At 43.1% G+C, this 15,477-nt stretch carries 12 protein-coding genes; 8 read left to right on the top strand and 4 right to left on the bottom strand.

Annotated elements, in window-relative coordinates; genetic code table 11:
• Window positions 1-171 precede the first annotated feature (171 nt).
• The 4 genes from L4D74_RS12780 to L4D74_RS12765 all read left to right on the top strand — a co-directional run bounded on the left by L4D74_RS12780 (window position 172) and on the right by L4D74_RS12765 (window position 4,847).
• Window positions 172-1,320: an HlyD family secretion protein gene (locus L4D74_RS12780; protein WP_428752463.1), complete on the top strand. Its 1,149-nt coding sequence runs from the start codon at window positions 172-174 to the stop codon at window positions 1,318-1,320.
• Window positions 1,310-2,392 carry a DUF2955 domain-containing protein gene (locus tag L4D74_RS12775; protein ID WP_428752462.1) on the top strand — a complete coding sequence of 361 codons (1,083 nt, stop codon included), beginning with the start codon at window positions 1,310-1,312 and terminating at the stop codon, window positions 2,390-2,392. The genes L4D74_RS12780 and L4D74_RS12775 overlap by 11 nt, the downstream gene beginning before the upstream one ends.
• 47 nt (window positions 2,393-2,439) lie before the next feature.
• On the top strand, window positions 2,440-4,203 hold the full coding sequence (locus L4D74_RS12770) for a phospholipase D-like domain-containing protein (protein ID WP_428752461.1): 1,764 nt from the start codon (window positions 2,440-2,442) through the stop codon (window positions 4,201-4,203).
• Window positions 4,204-4,349: 146 nt separating this feature from the next.
• A complete protein-coding gene (locus L4D74_RS12765) occupies window positions 4,350-4,847 on the top strand; it encodes a hypothetical protein (RefSeq protein ID WP_428752460.1) in 498 nt (165 codons plus the stop codon).
• A 202-nt stretch (window positions 4,848-5,049) separates the two neighbouring features.
• Here the strand turns inward: L4D74_RS12765 and L4D74_RS12760 are convergent, their stop codons facing one another.
• From L4D74_RS12760 to L4D74_RS12750, 3 genes are all read right to left on the bottom strand, one after another.
• Window positions 5,050-5,823, bottom strand: coding sequence for a hypothetical protein (locus tag L4D74_RS12760; protein WP_428752459.1), 774 nt, complete (start codon window positions 5,821-5,823; stop codon window positions 5,050-5,052).
• A gap of 77 nt (window positions 5,824-5,900) precedes the next feature.
• Entirely contained in the window at window positions 5,901-6,794 is an 894-nt protein-coding gene (locus L4D74_RS12755; protein WP_428752458.1) for a mechanosensitive ion channel family protein, read from the bottom strand.
• A gap of 14 nt (window positions 6,795-6,808) precedes the next feature.
• Window positions 6,809-9,157: an ATP-binding protein gene (locus L4D74_RS12750; protein ID WP_428752457.1), complete on the bottom strand. Its 2,349-nt coding sequence runs from the start codon at window positions 9,155-9,157 to the stop codon at window positions 6,809-6,811.
• A gap of 270 nt (window positions 9,158-9,427) precedes the next feature.
• Between L4D74_RS12750 and L4D74_RS12745 the strand changes: the two genes are divergently transcribed.
• Window positions 9,428-11,020, top strand: a complete 1,593-nt coding sequence (locus tag L4D74_RS12745) for an ABC-F family ATPase (protein ID WP_428752456.1) — start codon at window positions 9,428-9,430, stop codon at window positions 11,018-11,020.
• A gap of 233 nt (window positions 11,021-11,253) precedes the next feature.
• On the opposite strand, the gene L4D74_RS12740 is transcribed toward L4D74_RS12745, so the two are convergent.
• Entirely contained in the window at window positions 11,254-12,078 is an 825-nt protein-coding gene (locus L4D74_RS12740; protein ID WP_428752455.1) for a formate dehydrogenase accessory sulfurtransferase FdhD, read from the bottom strand.
• A gap of 230 nt (window positions 12,079-12,308) precedes the next feature.
• Here L4D74_RS12740 and L4D74_RS12735 point away from each other — a divergent pair, with 230 nt between their 5' ends.
• The 3 genes from L4D74_RS12735 (at window position 12,309) to L4D74_RS12725 (ending at window position 15,473) form a co-directional block, all read left to right on the top strand.
• Entirely contained in the window at window positions 12,309-12,746 is a 438-nt protein-coding gene (locus L4D74_RS12735) for a DUF3305 domain-containing protein (protein WP_428752454.1), read from the top strand.
• The gene (locus L4D74_RS12730) at window positions 12,736-13,503 is read left to right on the top strand and encodes a DUF3306 domain-containing protein (protein ID WP_428752453.1); all 768 of its coding nucleotides are present in this window, start codon (window positions 12,736-12,738) and stop codon (window positions 13,501-13,503) included. Before L4D74_RS12735 ends, L4D74_RS12730 begins: the two co-directional genes overlap by 11 nt.
• A 305-nt stretch (window positions 13,504-13,808) precedes the next feature.
• Window positions 13,809-15,473 carry a 4Fe-4S dicluster domain-containing protein gene (locus L4D74_RS12725; RefSeq protein WP_428752452.1) on the top strand — a complete coding sequence of 555 codons (1,665 nt, stop codon included), beginning with the start codon at window positions 13,809-13,811 and terminating at the stop codon, window positions 15,471-15,473.
• Window positions 15,474-15,477 lie beyond the last annotated feature (4 nt).

The raw sequence follows: 15,477 nt of genomic DNA, 5'->3' as shown, positions 1-15,477 counted from the left end.
AGTTTATTAGGGCAATTATTTTATCCTTTATAACAACGAAAAGTAGTACGGCTAATGGTCGGTATGGTCACAAAAATATCGTTTTTTCAATGTATTACTGTTGATCGCTAGCATATTTAGTCTATATATAACGATAGAAGAATTGTTGAAGGTTGTAGCAAGGAAGACAAAATGAGTAAAGAAATTGAGCCAAAATGTGATGCCGAAGAGCAGGTTTCGGATAAGGACGCTGAGCAAGCGAGTCAAGAAGGGCAAAACAGCCAGCAACGAGTAAGAAAAGTAACCAATTTGCTTCTTGGAGTCGTCGCCCTATCAGTAGTCGTGAGTATTGCGTCAGATCGGATAATTCCTACAACTGACAATGCTCGAGTCAAAGGCTATGTGGTTCCAATTAAGCCACAGGTGTCTGGTCAGGTGACGGATATACTGGTGAGGCCTAATCAATTGGTCGCAGAAGGGGACGTCTTAGTCACTCTTAACCCTGTAGATTATGAAATTGCGGTAAAAAAAGCCGAACAGGACTTAGCGATAGCAGGTCAGAATGTTGGGGCTCAAACGGCATCAATCGCTGCGGCGCAAGCCCGACTTACGAGTGCTTCAGTTGAAAAAGACAATGTTGAACTGCAAACCCGGCGTGTACTTGCTATGGCGGAAAAGGGGGTCATTTCAGTTTCTGAAGCGGACAAGTCTCGTGCTGCATTGGCAAGAGCCCGTGCGAATGTCCAAAATGCGCAAGCCGATCTTGATAAAGCCAATAAACAATTAGGCAGTGCTGGAGAAGAAAACAGTCAAATCAAAGCAGCGTTGTTGGCGTTAGAAAAAGCTCAACTTGATTTAGCGCGAACAACCGTTCGTGCTCCTACGAATGGCGGCGTGTCTAACTTCAGTCTATCGGAAGGCTTTTACGCCACCACTGGGCAGCCAATGATGACATTTATTTCTACAGACTCAATTTGGATTGAAGCGTATTTCAGAGAAAATAGTTTGGGTAATATCCAAGCTGGTGATGAGGTTGAAATTGCATTAGATTTTGCTCCAGGGAAAGTGGTTAAAGGAACGATTTCAAGTGTGGATTGGGGCGTAGATTGGGGTCAAAGTAATCAAGCTGGGAAATTAGCACAAGCAAATAATCAAACAGGTTGGCTACGCCAAACACAAATGTTGCCCGTTATGATTGAATTCAATCCAGAAGATACCAAGGGGCAGCTACGCATTGGCGGTCAAGCCGATGTTGTTGTCTATACTGGCGATAATTTTGTATTCAATAGCTTAGGTAAACTATGGATTCGATTTGTCAGTTGGATGTCTTATGTCCGATAACGTGGAGTCGAGAAGCCATAGCCCAGAGTTGGTGTCTAGGCTATTAGAAACTAGATTACAAGAAACTCGGATTTTTCGCTTTGCTTTTGGTGTTGGGATAGCGACTTTTCTGGCGGCTTGGATTGATTGGCCTCTTGCCTTTGTTGCCCCGATCTTCACGGCTAAATTTCTCTTTGAGAAAAAGACCATGAATAAAAGCGTGGTGTATGAATTGCTGCTGGCGATGATTGCTACTGTAGCGATTGGCATTGTGTTGAGTATGGGGTTTTCTCACTATCCAATTCCACTGCTTATCGGTGTCGGTGGGCTAATGACGTTAGGTTATTATCTGTTCCTAGATCCTAAGTGGAATCTGTTTGCAACAATCTTACTAATGGCGGTATTAATGCTGCCATTTATGGCGATAGACAGTCCTGCTGTTGCCGTTTTTCTTGGGTTTGGGTTAAGTGCATCGGGTGCTGTGGCGGTGGCGGTTTTTGCTCTAATGCATATTTATCTTCCTGAAACTGAAGTAGAGCAAGTTACACCAGCGACTCCAGCGATGACCGAGGAGTTTCGGTGGTTCTCTGCGATGCGTGCCTCAATTATTGCCTTGCCCGTTGTGGTGTTTTTCTTCGTATTTCAAATATCAGAGGCATTATTATCGATGATATTTATCGCCTTGCTATCATTGATGATTACAGGAGAAAAGTCGATAAAGCTTGGCGCTTTTTTATTGATCAGTAATGCAATAGGCGGCGTCATTGCCATTGGTGTGTTTGGTGTATTAGCACTGGTACCAGCAATGACCTTTTATACACTGTGCATTAGCCTCATGGCCATTGTGTTCGGGAAGAAAATGTATAGCGAACCGACTAAAGCGCCAATATATAGCACGGCATTTAATACCGCGTTAGTACTGATTGGAACAACCATGATGAGCTCAGGCGTAATCGACGAAAAAATGTGGATTCGCCTTGGTTTGTTGCTCATTGTAGCGATATACATGGTTGTTGCTGCGTATTTTATTGAAACGAGAAACTGGCAAATATTAAAATTTAATGGGCAGATGATGAAGCCTGAAAGTAGATAAAAATTAATATAGTTCAATCGCCATATGATGAATTAGGAACAGACAGTATGTGGAAAAGGATTTCGTCACTCCTCCTTGCCGGAGTGGTTATTGGTTGTACATCGAATGCCCGTTTAGCGACGATATCAGATGATGCATGGACGGCCGCACTTATGGAACAGAGGAGATGGCGGGCGCCGGATGATCTAAAAAGTGATTACCTAAAGCTCGCTTCAGAGACTGAGTTACCAGTACAGAAAGCGTTAGTCAAGGTAATCGGCACGGAAACCGATGTTGCCATAAAAAGTTTAGCGAGCAAAATTTACCTGATAGAGAACGCAAAACATACCATTGACATTACTTACTATATTTTTGCCGACGATTTAGCGGGGCGTGCGACATTAGGTGCACTATGCCAAGCCGTGCAACGTGGCGTTGATATTAGGATAATGGTCGATAGCTTAGGCTCCTATAGTATGAATAATGGTAACCTAAAAGGGTTAATGCAATGCGAGAAACAAGCGGGATATGTTACCGATCGACAAGGTAAGCTAACCTCCCAAAAAGCGCGGGTTCAAGCGGTCGTATTTAATGCATTAACTCAAGCGGACTCAAAGTGGAATCATCGTTCACATGACAAGTTATTTATTGTCGATGCCGCATACAGTGATAGTGCCTATGTGATCACTGGTGGTCGAAATATGTCTCTTCATTACTATGGTATTGATGCTAAGGGTCAGCCAGATCCAACCTCATTTCGTGATATTGAGATTGTGGTTAGACCGCCTATTGCTGCAACACCAGAGGAGTCTCCGGCTCAGTTAAGTGAATACTATTTTTCCGTGTTGTTTACTAAGCCAGGTAACAAGAAGCTGGATACATGGACAAGTTACAACAAGGACAAGCAGCATCTTCTTACGTCACTAGAGGTATTGCATCAATTGCCGGAATTTAAGCAGGCCTATGAAAATATCGATGACTATTTAACACAAGATTATTACCTAAGCCACGCTAAGTTTGCCCATGAACTGGATAATCTCAATGCGGAAGATGAAGTGAGTCAATACTCGAGTAATAAACGGGCCAATGCGAATTCCATTAGTGGAATCCTAGCTAAGGTTGCTTACTCCAAACAAGATGTGAAAACGATTAAAATTGTTTCGCCTTATCTGTTTTTACAATCTGATTTACTTAAGGATGAAGGCGTCCTAGAGCGTGATCTCAATACGACGTTGGCATGGTTGGAAAAAGATCCAGAGCGACGTATAGAGGTTATCACTAACTCAGTACTCACTAGTGATAATTATTTCACCCAAGCTGTTATTGATATGCATACTGCGCCAAATATCTTAATGATGGACAGCAATACGCAACAACAATGGTTGGATGATGAGGTTGAAAATAATGAGCAAAACCCTGAGTTCATTCAGTCGAATGGGTGGAAGAAGTTAACGCAGCATCCTCAAGTTAAGTTCTATCAATTAGGAAAACAAGACTCGATTCTCATTGGCGGTGATAAGTATTATGGAAAGTTACACGCTAAGTTTTTAATTATCGATGATAGCGCATTCGTGGGAACGACCAATTTGGATTTTCGTTCGCTTTTGTACAATAACGAAGTGGGTTTTTTTCTCAGTGGCGAGGCGCTCGTTAAGCAGCTTACTTTACAGTTTTCGCTACTGAAACAAGACTCTTTACAGTGGGGAAGTGCCGAATGGTTGGAAATGAGGTACAAATTGAGGGAGGCGGGTGGCTCAAAAGGCCGAACGTCAAGTCGCCAGCGTGGGATCTTCGAAACTCTTGAGTCAACCGGATTAAAATATCAGTTCTAACCGCGCAGCAAGTCATTAATTCACACCATTACTTGTTCACCAACAATCTTTGAATTGTCGTAAAATGATAAGTAACGATTTCAATCCCGAAATATTATACGCCAAGCTAGCAGAAGCTTGGCGTTTACTATTTAGGAGACTTGATTTTGACAAAAAAACTGATTTTTCTTACGACGCTTCTTGCGTCTGGGGGAGCTATTGCGAATAGCTCTGGTGGGAATGACGTGTATTTTAATACCAATATTGCGAGTCAATGTGGGGTAACGGTAGTGGATGAGAGCGGAACTATCGGTGAGTTCCATGGTGAAGATAGGGTATCTTCCGATGATGATCCCGCTTCCGCTGATATTATTAATAACGTGGTAGATACAATTTCTGTGTCAACAGTCGTAGATTATCAGGATGGGAAGTTACTAGATATTAACGGTGATCCGTTTTTTAATTGGACCATTGTTGATACTTCTCGCGACAAAATTATAGATACAGGCGATTTGACGAGTAATAGCTTCGAATTTGATGTACCGCGGATTCAAAATGTTACTAATATTAAAATTTACGTCAATCAAAACGGTCAAGATGAACTGACAGCTGGTAGCCATACGGTACAGTTCTCTTTGAACGTAGTGTGTGCTGGGGCGAGTTAATGCCGGGTAAAGAGATAGGTGAATTATGGTCGTATTGTTTAGAGTACAAGATATAGAAGAACTATGGTTTCATATTGATCTCGCGACGTTTCTTCAAGTCAAACGAGGTTAAATGGAATAAAGAGGGGACTTAAGAGTGCTACAGCCAGTCGTTAAGTCCCTTTTATGTTGAATGAGGAGGTGAGCTTTAGAAGTAGCACAACTAAAACATGTATGCCCAGCCAATCATTGGGCCTTTTTGGGTCACATCTAATTCTACCGGACCGTTTGTACTGTCGGTCGTATTTTGAAGGTTTAGATATCGATAGCCGAACCAGAGGTTATTGTGCTTACTAAAACTATACGTCCCAGCAAGATTGAGCCCGCGGTTTATATCGTTGTCACCAGCAATACCCGCATCCACTGTTAAGCTTAACCCCCAGTTGTTACCAAACTGATGGGCATACTTTAAGCCAATCAGCCAGTCGAATTGGTGGGAACTGGATGTGATGGTACCGTTTTTATCATTCCAAAATGGGCGGTCACTATTAGCGCCTACATTAACATCAATTTTGCTGTATACATGACGCACTCCAGTCAGCAGCACTAGCCCATGGGTGACCTCATAACCAGCGAATAAGTCGTTTAGCGACATGTGAGCACTTAAATCAACATTGAAGCTAGGAACGAAGCGCCCAGGTTGAGTATCCGTATCATTTTTGACATGAAGATAATTCGCTCGAACACCTAATAACCACCTGTCTTTTTGAGCATAGAAGTCCCCCATTAAACCGAAGTTTAAGTTGCTAACAATGTTATCAAAAGGAATATCGATATCAATCTTGTCGTTTGCAGGGCCCGTTGTACCCGTTATGCTGGGTGCCCATAACATTGGAAATACGACAAGAAACTCCCATTCCTCGTCCTTATCCGCTGCCATCGAAAGCGATGAAGTGAGCAATGACGCTGCCACTATACTTTGTCCTATAAAACGCATGCATAATCCTTTAAGTACGTTTATATCGTTATAATTGTGTAGGTATACCGAGTGTGTTGATCTCGTTACCTTGCTCGCTACTCTATTGTGCGATTATGGTTCTGCACCGCAATTTGTGGCGCATTAATATTGTGTTTACGAAATTCATCAATCACACGTAAGGTAATATCCGTTTCGAAGAGTTTTTCATACGCGGTGTCTACAACATACGCTTTACAGGTGAGTTGTACCGCTAAGTAATTGTCTGTAATCGTTTGTTTAACCAATACCGTAACAGGTTTAGGCAGATGAATATAGCGACTAGACGACGCCGCTTCCTGAATCAAGTTACGTGCCATGACAATATCTTCGTTCATGCCAACGTAGAACGGAATCACGACTTGCATATCCAATGCACCATAGTTACCACTGACCGTTACTTCGTTAAGAAATTTGTTGTTAGGAATGGTGATGATGTCGTCATTTAATGTCCTCATTCGAACGGAGCGTAAACCAATGGTAGTAATATCCCCATAATTGCCTTCAAATGTGACACGGTCACCAACCTGGAACGGACGGTCAATCATAACGGTCAGTCCGGCAATAAACGAAGCAGCAAGATCTTTTAGTGCAAAGCCAACAGACACCGCCAATGTGCCGCCTATTAGCGCCAGTATATGGTCATTGATTCGAAAACTAAGCATGAATACGACCAAGCCTGCCGTCATATAGATGAAGAACTGTAGAAAAGACTGCAGTTTTTGAAGCAGCATGCGATATTGAACGAACTGCCCCCCAATACTTTCTACCATTGAATTCATAAATTTGATGAGCAGCCAAGTGCCCATCATGATAAGGACACTAAAGATCACGCCAGACCAACGAATTAAATTGGTAAACTGGGTAATATTTTCGACAGATGCGATCGCTTCCTCAGCATTAACAGCACTAGAAAGTAGCAGTAGGGCGATAACGTATAGCCATTTATTCATAAGAGAAAGCCCTGTTATTTAACGAGTAAATGTTGACGGTCTAGAACATTAGTAATGTGTCTAAACCAGTGATCGGAGACCCGCGCTTTATCTTCAGCCCATTCAATGTAACCTCGGCTTTGGAAATAACGTAAAGTACCGATTACCTCCGATATAGTGAGCTGAGTACAATCTGAAAGGTCATCGGGTGATGCTGCTTCTAACTGAACAATCGATCGCAGCACGGCAAGCATAGGTTTTGGCATTTTTTCCAATTCTTCTGATTCTGGAGCATGAAAAAGTCGCACAACAACATGACCGTTGCTTTTATCTCTTCTCAAAGACAACCTGAAAAAGCGCAACGCAACGGTTGGGTTACCATCAGAGTAATGCCATAAGATGCGATAGAAGCCTTGTCGTGCGCGTTCTTCTTCAGTTTCACTGTCGTTGTCCCATTGTTTCGGAACGACGAGCCCGTCAAAGCTTAACGGTTTCTCGATAGTTTGATTGATACGAGTATCAAGCAGTTTTTGAATTTGTGTTTCACTCCACCTAGGTAAAAAGGCAACCCAATCAAACAACAAACGTTCGCCACGCGCGCGGTCTACAAAGCGCCAGCTGGCTTTCTCTATGGCAAATACCGCGCGGTGATTTTTCTTAGAGCGACGCAGCAGATTAGTAAAGCGAATGAGGTCATTGAGCCCGCCTACCTTTGGCTTAACTAACCTCTGACAATTATCAATCGCAATGAGGTAGGGGATTTCGCTCTTACGTAACAAAGTGAGGATCTTCACTTCACTGGTCTCAGGTTCCAATCCTAAACTGATCGCCAACTCAACCAATAATTCGTTGTAACCCGCTAGCGGGCAATTGATATAGATGGGTTCAGCATTCTTCGTTTTAGCCAATAATTGTTGAAGTAAGCGTGTAGCACCCACACCTCTTTCGCCTGTAATGACGCAGATGGCTGGATTATCGGTGAGTAGATATTGCGATAGCTGTTTTACTTCATTTGTGGCGTAATCGACGAGTGGACTTTCTTCATTACCGGGAAGAATGTACTTAAACGCATCATCCCCACGGACACGGACTAAATTATGGTCTCCTTTACTGCCAGTTTGCTTAGCTACTTCAATTTTGAATAAGTAAGTTAATGCCTGATTGAAAAAGGTATTTCTTGAGAGTAGCCCTATAGAACGGTTTTTTAAGTGGTGAATGGTGAGCCAAATCGTCGCAATGGTGGTGGCAATAATACCTAAAAATAACGTATCTTTTTTTCTTGACGCCCAAACGACAATCAGCGGTTTCTCATTAACGCGTTCCAATGATTGAAACACGATCGGTTTCCACATCACTAAGACGGTCACGGTAATAAAGGCAAACCAAAATGAGAAAAGGCTGTATATCCAGTAATAAATGGTGCCTTTACCGAGTGTTTCAGATGAAATTTGCAGTACTACGCCCGCTAAGATAAAGCTCCAGACATAGCGTCGGATTGTAGAGAGACGTAATGCCACAATCTCCGGACTAGACGCCATACTATTGCGGTGAGCAAACTCCAAAATAAAGCTAATAGCAATAGAGCCACCCAGTACCCACCACGTGAAAATCTCTAGATAAATGAGATGCTCAAGGGCATCGATGCTACTTAACACTCGTAGAGACAGTGTCAGCGCTATTAACCAAGCGATAGCGCGACTCGCGCGCCCGATGTACCAAATGATGCGAACCCAAATAGGGGGCTTAGACATGTTGGAAGCAACGTGCTGCTTGAACTGTTCAAACAAACGTTTCTGATTGGCTAACCACCACATCAGCAATGAGTAGATAAAGAACACTTTAAGCGCCGCCCAAATAACAGGGATAGGCGAAATGAAGATTTCTTTAATTAGCGTTTTAATACTGATAAATTGCAAAAATACAAAGTACTCAGCGTTTAGCGCAGTGAGCTTTAGCTCTTGTTTAAACTGAGTCACGCCATCAGGTCCAAAGCCTGTGAGTTGATCTCGAGTGCGATCCGATGCTAAGTCGAGTAAGCGTTGTTTACTTAGACTTAAACTTCCTAAGGTTAAGTAGTGATTCTGGACATCTAACCAACGTTCCTCTTTTTCTTTTGAAGCGTGGCGGTACTCTTTCAACGACGCTTCGAACGCACGAATCTCATCATCTTGTAGTTCCAGTGTCACTGACAACAAACGTCGGACTTTAGATTGCTCAGAGGGCGTTAAGAATAACGGGTTGGGAAACGCGGAGACTTCCTTCCCCATATCAATCGCACTTTGCGATAAAACCGGGAGAGTCTCATCTTGATATTCCCACTTAGCCATTGCGTGAGAGCAAAAAAGAGAGGTGAGTAACGATAGTGTAATAATGAGCTTTTTCATGATTGTGCACACTGCCTGTAACTGACTGTATAAATTGGTATTGTCATAGTTATATAGTGTAGTTACCGTAATCGGACTTCGCTCATTTTGGCAGTAGAAAATTGAAAACGACTAGAATTTGTATTAGAAATGAATAGTCCGTGGTCACTTTGTCAGTAAAAGCTTTAGCTTTACGGAAAAAAGCTTGCGGTGACGTCACTTTGTTACTTGCAACCTAGGCTAACTCCCTGTAGGGTTGCGCAGTTTTGTTCATTCTCAAAGGTATTGCTTGTGCTTTCAACCGCTAACATCACGCAACAGTTTGGTGCTAAACCACTGTTTGAAAATATTTCTATCAAATTTGGTGACGGTAACCGTTACGGCCTAATCGGTGCGAACGGCTGTGGTAAATCCACGTTTATGAAGATTCTAAGCGGTGAGCTAGAGCAAACCAGTGGTACCGTTTCTTGTGATCCTAATGAACGTGTAGCAAAACTGAACCAAGACCAGTTTGCTTACGAAGAGTTCTCTGTTGTTGACACCGTTATCATGGGTCACAAAGAGCTTTGGGAAATCAAAAAAGAACGTGATCGTATTTATTCGTTGCCAGAAATGAGTGAAGACGATGGTATGAAAGTTGCCGACCTTGAAGTTCAATTTGCAGAACTTGATGGTTACATGGCGGAATCAAAAGCCGGTGAATTACTATTAGCGGTAGGTATTCCACTAGAGCAGCATTATGGCCTAATGAGTGAAGTAGCGCCTGGTTGGAAACTGCGTGTGCTTTTGGCTCAGGTACTATTTGCTGACCCACATATCATGCTACTTGATGAACCAACGAACAACTTGGATATGGATACTATCCGTTGGTTGGAGCACACGCTTAACCAGCGTAACTGCACTATGATCATTATCTCGCATGACCGTCACTTCTTAAACAGTGTGTGTACGCACATGGCTGACCTAGATTATGGTGAGTTACGTGTTTACCCTGGTAACTACGACGAATACATGTTTGCCGCGACTCAGGCTCGTGAGCGTTTATTATCTGATAACGCGAAGAAAAAAGCACAAATTGCAGAACTTCAAACGTTCGTTTCTCGATTCTCTGCCAACGCCTCGAAAGCGAAACAAGCTACGTCTCGTGCTAAACAAATTGATAAGATTCAACTTGATGAAGTGAAAGCATCAAGCCGTCAAAATCCATTCATTCGCTTTGAGCAAGAGAAAGAGTTGTTCCGTAACGCTCTGATTATTGAAGAACTGTCTAACGGCTTTGATGACGGAATGCTTTGGTCAGACTTTAACGCTATCTTTGAAGTTGGCGAGCGCGTTGCCATTATTGGTGAGAATGGTGTGGGTAAAACAACCCTACTTAACACGCTTGCAGGCGCACTTGAGCAAAAATCTGGTACGTATAAATGGTCAGAAAACTCAAATATTGGTTACTATGCTCAAGATCACGCCCACGATTTTGCCGAAGATCTAAATCTAACAGATTGGATGGGGCAATGGCGTCAAGAAGGCGATGATGAGCAAGTGGTTCGTAGCTTCTTAGGTCGTATGCTGTTTAGCCAAGATGACATCAAAAAGTCAGTGAAAGTTCTGTCTGGTGGTGAGCAAGGTCGTATGCTTCTAGGCAAATTAATGATGCATAAACCAAACATGTTGTTGATGGATGAACCAACAAACCATATGGATATGGAATCTATTGAGTCATTAAACTTGGCGCTTGAGAACTACAAAGGTACATTGTTATTCGTATCGCACGACAGACAATTTGTATCGTCTTTGGCGACGCGTATCCTTGAAATCAAAGATAACAAGATCAATGACTTCAAAGGCACATACGAAGAGTTCCTAAAAATGCGCGGTGATGCGTAAGCTTGAGAGTGTTGTCGTTACTTAGACGTTTAAGACACTTAGACGTTTAAGACACTTAGACGTTTAAGACACTTAGACGTTTAAAACACGGACTATCGTCGACAAATCAAAATAAAAAGGCAGCCATATTTATATGGTCTGCCTTTTTTTACACTGTTAGATGTAATCGAAGATGCTGTTTCATTAGTTTAGCGAGTTTTTAGTACTCGAGGGCCTATCAGTAGAGGCCTTAGTTATTTAGCTCCCTTAACGTCAAAATCAATCTTGTCGCTACCCGTAAATACTTGGAAACGTAGCCCTTTAGCTCGAGCGATGGTGGTAATACCAAACTGCTTGGCTAGGTCTAACCCCATCTGTGTCACACCAGAGCGTGAAAGAAGAACAGAGATCCCCATTTGCGCGACTTTTATGACCATTTCGGACGTGAGTCGCCCCGTGGTGTAAAAAATCTTATCATCACCGGTTTCTTCGTTGAGCCATAGTTCACCTGCTAACGTATCTACCGCATTGTGGCGCCCTACATCTTCAACAAACGAAAGGACTTGATTATTTTGGCAAATCGCACATCCATGCACGGCACCTGCTTTTTTGTACGTATCGTTAAAGTGGGTGAGCGCCTCGAGTGTGGCATAAATCTGTGACTGTTTTAACGGAGTTTGTGGAACCTGATACCCATCCAGCTGTTTCATCACGTTGCCATACATAGTGCCTTGCCCACAACCGGAGGTGACGGTTTTTTTCTTTAAGGCTTCTTCCAAAAAATCTGTATTCTCTTTTGTAATAACGGCGGCGGAATGGGTTTCCCAATCGATAATGAGTGACTCGACGGCGTTGGGATCAGACAAAAAGCCCTGATTTTTTAGATAACCTAGGACCAAAGAATCTGGTCTAGAGCCTAGGGTCATTAACGTGACGATTTCTTTCCAGTTTAGCATCACGGTAAGCGGACGTTCGCAGGCGATTTGCTTGACGAGCTTCTCACCATATTCGTCAACAACTTCCACTTCCATTGTTTGTAAAGGATTTTCGCTTGTTCTAATAATATTTGGCTTTACCACGCAATTTGTCCTTTTGTTCAACTGTAATAGTGGTTAAGAAGAGCAACTAACTCAACCTATTGGCTTGATTATTGCTTCGTAATCAGTAATTAGCAACTTAGTTAACAAGAAAAGCAAATTAAATGCCAATGACTGACGCTGATGACTCAAAAGTGATTGTATGCCTCATCGGCTTGGTAAATCACTAGTTATCACTGTTATAAACAAACTTAGTCCGAGATGAGTATTAGATGTTACCGGAAAAAAATGACGACCAATGGCCGCTACAAATTGACGTTGTTGCCACTGAAAAACAAGTCGGTCGCTGGATGACCACCCAAAGGGAACTCAACGGTTTTGGCCTGTCTGATGTTGATGTTAGCCGGCCGTATGGCTTACTAGAACTATACAAAGATGAACGCACAGACTACCGCTTTAATTTAAGTTCCCAATCACCTAAATTGTTTGTCGTGTTTGATAATCATGATGAGTTAGATTTAACACCTGTCGTTGTCACTGCGTCTCAAGGTGTGGCTGGCTCATTTATGGATGGGGACTATTTAGTTCTGTCAAATACGATGCCGTTGCCAATACAAGCTTGGATGGAAGCCTTTATTGGTAGGCATGGAGAGCTGTTAGAAGTCAGACGAAAAAAACGCAAAGGTGCGGGGCGTTCAAGTGAAAAATAGTTTTCTCTCACGCTGGTCACAGCGCAAGCTAGAAACAGATAAAACGATCCTATCAGGGGACTTAGACCCTGCTAGCGATACCGATGATGTACAGTTGCCGGAAGGTACTAGTCAGAGTACCCGTGTATCAGAATCACGTATCGAAGACCTAGGCAGTCGTGAAAGTCACTTAGATGCTGACGAGCCTGCTGTTATTGGTGAGGACTGCGAGCATGAGGGGACAGAACGCAGTAATAGTGCCGATGAGAGCGATAATAATGGCAGTGAGGGCGATGATATTCCTATAGAGTCGCTTTCAATGTCGGAGTTAATGACTAAGACGGGGCTTGATAAAGCGGCCAAAAAGGCGGCACTACGCAAAATGTTTCTGAGTCCCGAATTTAATGTCGTCGATCGACTCAATGATTATGATCATGACTATGCCGCGGTTAAGCCTCTCGCCGCAGGTGTTGCAGAAACACTTAGAGAATGGGTGAAGAAAGTAGAAGAGCTGGATAGTGATACAGCACGCCCTAAAAGCGTAGAGGACAATCATGACAGTTATGCCCAAGCGATCGATGATGAGCATGCCGATGACGCAAAACAAGCAAGTGGTGATGATGCCCATGAAGCGGAACAAAATAACAACGCAAAGGGTGAACTTCAGCAAACGCGATCAGAAGATGTAACGGATGTTGATACGAGCTCAAGCGTTTCAAGTGTTAATGATGAAATGAAGGTTGAAGCTCGTAAAGATGACGGTGTAGCTAAAGACTAACACTTTGATTGAGACAATATTTACCACACAAAAAATAGGTACATTTTGTCTTAGTGATAAAATCATATAACTAAGACAAATTGTCTCACCACGATAAATAAAACCGATCAACGGTGTGCAATAAAACGATAACCCAAGCTAACTTGAATGATAAAAGAAGTAATCTGGGCATATTTATCCATTTATCAGCTGATCGGCTATAAAATCGAGAGAACTTCTAGTTGGAACAATAATTGCAATTTGTGTCTACAGTGACGATTTAACGTCAAAGCGATGGGGCAAAGACCCCTGCACTGGAAGATGCAATGATAAAAAAATTATTAGAAGAATCGACAACCACGAACGGACTGGCTCGTCTTTACGCGTTTGAAAATACCGTAGAGCTTACCAATCTTATTCCTCCTACCGTTAGCTATGAAAGCCAGGGCGATACCCTTATCGTCGGCCCGACTGCGATTATAACGAGTACGGCCGAGCAGTTAACGGCGATGCATTCGCTTACATTGCTTTCGACTGATGGTGTCACGAGTGAGAGCTATCCCAACCTCTATTTTGCAGATAGCGTTGAAATTTCGGGGTTTCTAGGCACCTTTACCGTTAATGTCCAAAACAATATGCAAACTATCAATCTTGCGGAAGTATCAGTAGGGCGAGATTGTTTTGATGTTGTGTTGGATCACACTCTCAACGGCTGCATGTCTGAGCAGGTCCCCGTACCGGGCTTTTACCCAGTAGGAAGAGGTTATCCATCTCTTGCTGAGGCGTTGGAAGTGATTCCAACACTCATGGGGACATTCGATAAGCCAAAGTATTTCCGCTTGGATACCGATTTGTGTGCTCACAGCTCTCGTGGGGTAAAAGGGTGTGAGCGTTGTGTGGATGCATGTCCTGCGGGTGCGTTATCTAGTGAAGGTAACGATAAGATTGGCCACAAGATAGAAATTAACCCTTACTTGTGTCAAGGCGTAGGTACGTGTGCCACGGCTTGTCCGACAGAAGCCATTCATTACGCACTACCGACGCCTAAAGAGACGCAAAAATTCATCGAACGAACGTTAGCGAACTATCACAAACAAGGTGGCAAAGATGCCATTATTCTTATTTGTAGTTCCAGGCATGAAACGTACAACGTGATGGCATTGCGAGCATTACCCGATCATGTGATTCCTGTCGTCGTGGAAGAGTTACCTTCAGTCGGAATTGACACTTGGCTCGCTGCACTGGTTAACGGCGCGACTCAAGTGTTATTTGCAGCTAGTCGTCATATGCCGGAAACCATTCAAACTGTGCTGAATCGTGAAGTAGGTATGGCGCAATTGTTACTTGAGAATTTAGGGCTTGCTCGAGAAACCATTGATATCTTGTACTTAGAATCGTTGCGAGAAGGGTTGCCCACACTCGTTACCACGTCACTTGGTGTGAATGTCGGCGACGTGCAAGGTGACAAACGACAACGCCTTTACACCTCTCTTGATGCGTTGGCATCTCAACATTCCGTTATTGAAACCATCCAAGTTCTTCCTTCCACTTCGCCATTTGGTACGGTGAATTGTGATACAGATAAATGCACATTGTGCATGGGCTGTGTCGCGGTTTGCCCGACAAAAGCGCTGCATAACACTGGCGACAGGCCTGCGCTAGATTTTATAGAACAAGATTGTGTGCAATGCGGGATGTGTGAAAAGGCTTGTCCCGAATCAGCATTATCTCTATCGCAACAACTTAATTGGAATCAAGAGTCTCGCCAAAGTGTTGTCGCTATCCATGAAGAAAAGGCGGCGGAATGCTTACGTTGTGGCAAACCTTTCGCGCCACAGTCTATGATTACCATGCTGCAAGATAAGTTACGTGGTCACTCTCATTTTTCAGACGAAATGTCGCTACGCCGTATCGCTATGTGTGAAGACTGCCGCGTCGTAGATGTATTCGAAGCAATGGCTGAAAACCCAGAACAACAATTAAAAATTTAGGAGT

Source organism: Vibrio cionasavignyae (assembly GCF_050337155.1).
GTDB lineage: Bacteria > Pseudomonadota > Gammaproteobacteria > Enterobacterales > Vibrionaceae > Vibrio > Vibrio nomapromontoriensis.
This window is presented reverse-complemented; position numbering and strand designations above follow the sequence as displayed.

Coding starts and splice junctions, on each gene's coding strand:
- L4D74_RS12780 (WP_428752463.1), top strand. CDS start 172: ATGAGTAAAGAAATTGAGCCAAAATGTGATGCCGAAGAGCAGGTTTCG.
- L4D74_RS12775 (WP_428752462.1), top strand. CDS start 1,310: ATGTCCGATAACGTGGAGTCGAGAAGCCATAGCCCAGAGTTGGTGTCT.
- L4D74_RS12760 (WP_428752459.1), bottom strand. CDS start 5,823: ATGCGTTTTATAGGACAAAGTATAGTGGCAGCGTCATTGCTCACTTCA.
- L4D74_RS12750 (WP_428752457.1), bottom strand. CDS start 9,157: ATGAAAAAGCTCATTATTACACTATCGTTACTCACCTCTCTTTTTTGC.
- L4D74_RS12770 (WP_428752461.1), top strand. CDS start 2,440: ATGTGGAAAAGGATTTCGTCACTCCTCCTTGCCGGAGTGGTTATTGGT.
- L4D74_RS12755 (WP_428752458.1), bottom strand. CDS start 6,794: ATGAATAAATGGCTATACGTTATCGCCCTACTGCTACTTTCTAGTGCT.
- L4D74_RS12735 (WP_428752454.1), top strand. CDS start 12,309: ATGTTACCGGAAAAAAATGACGACCAATGGCCGCTACAAATTGACGTT.
- L4D74_RS12725 (WP_428752452.1), top strand. CDS start 13,809: ATGATAAAAAAATTATTAGAAGAATCGACAACCACGAACGGACTGGCT.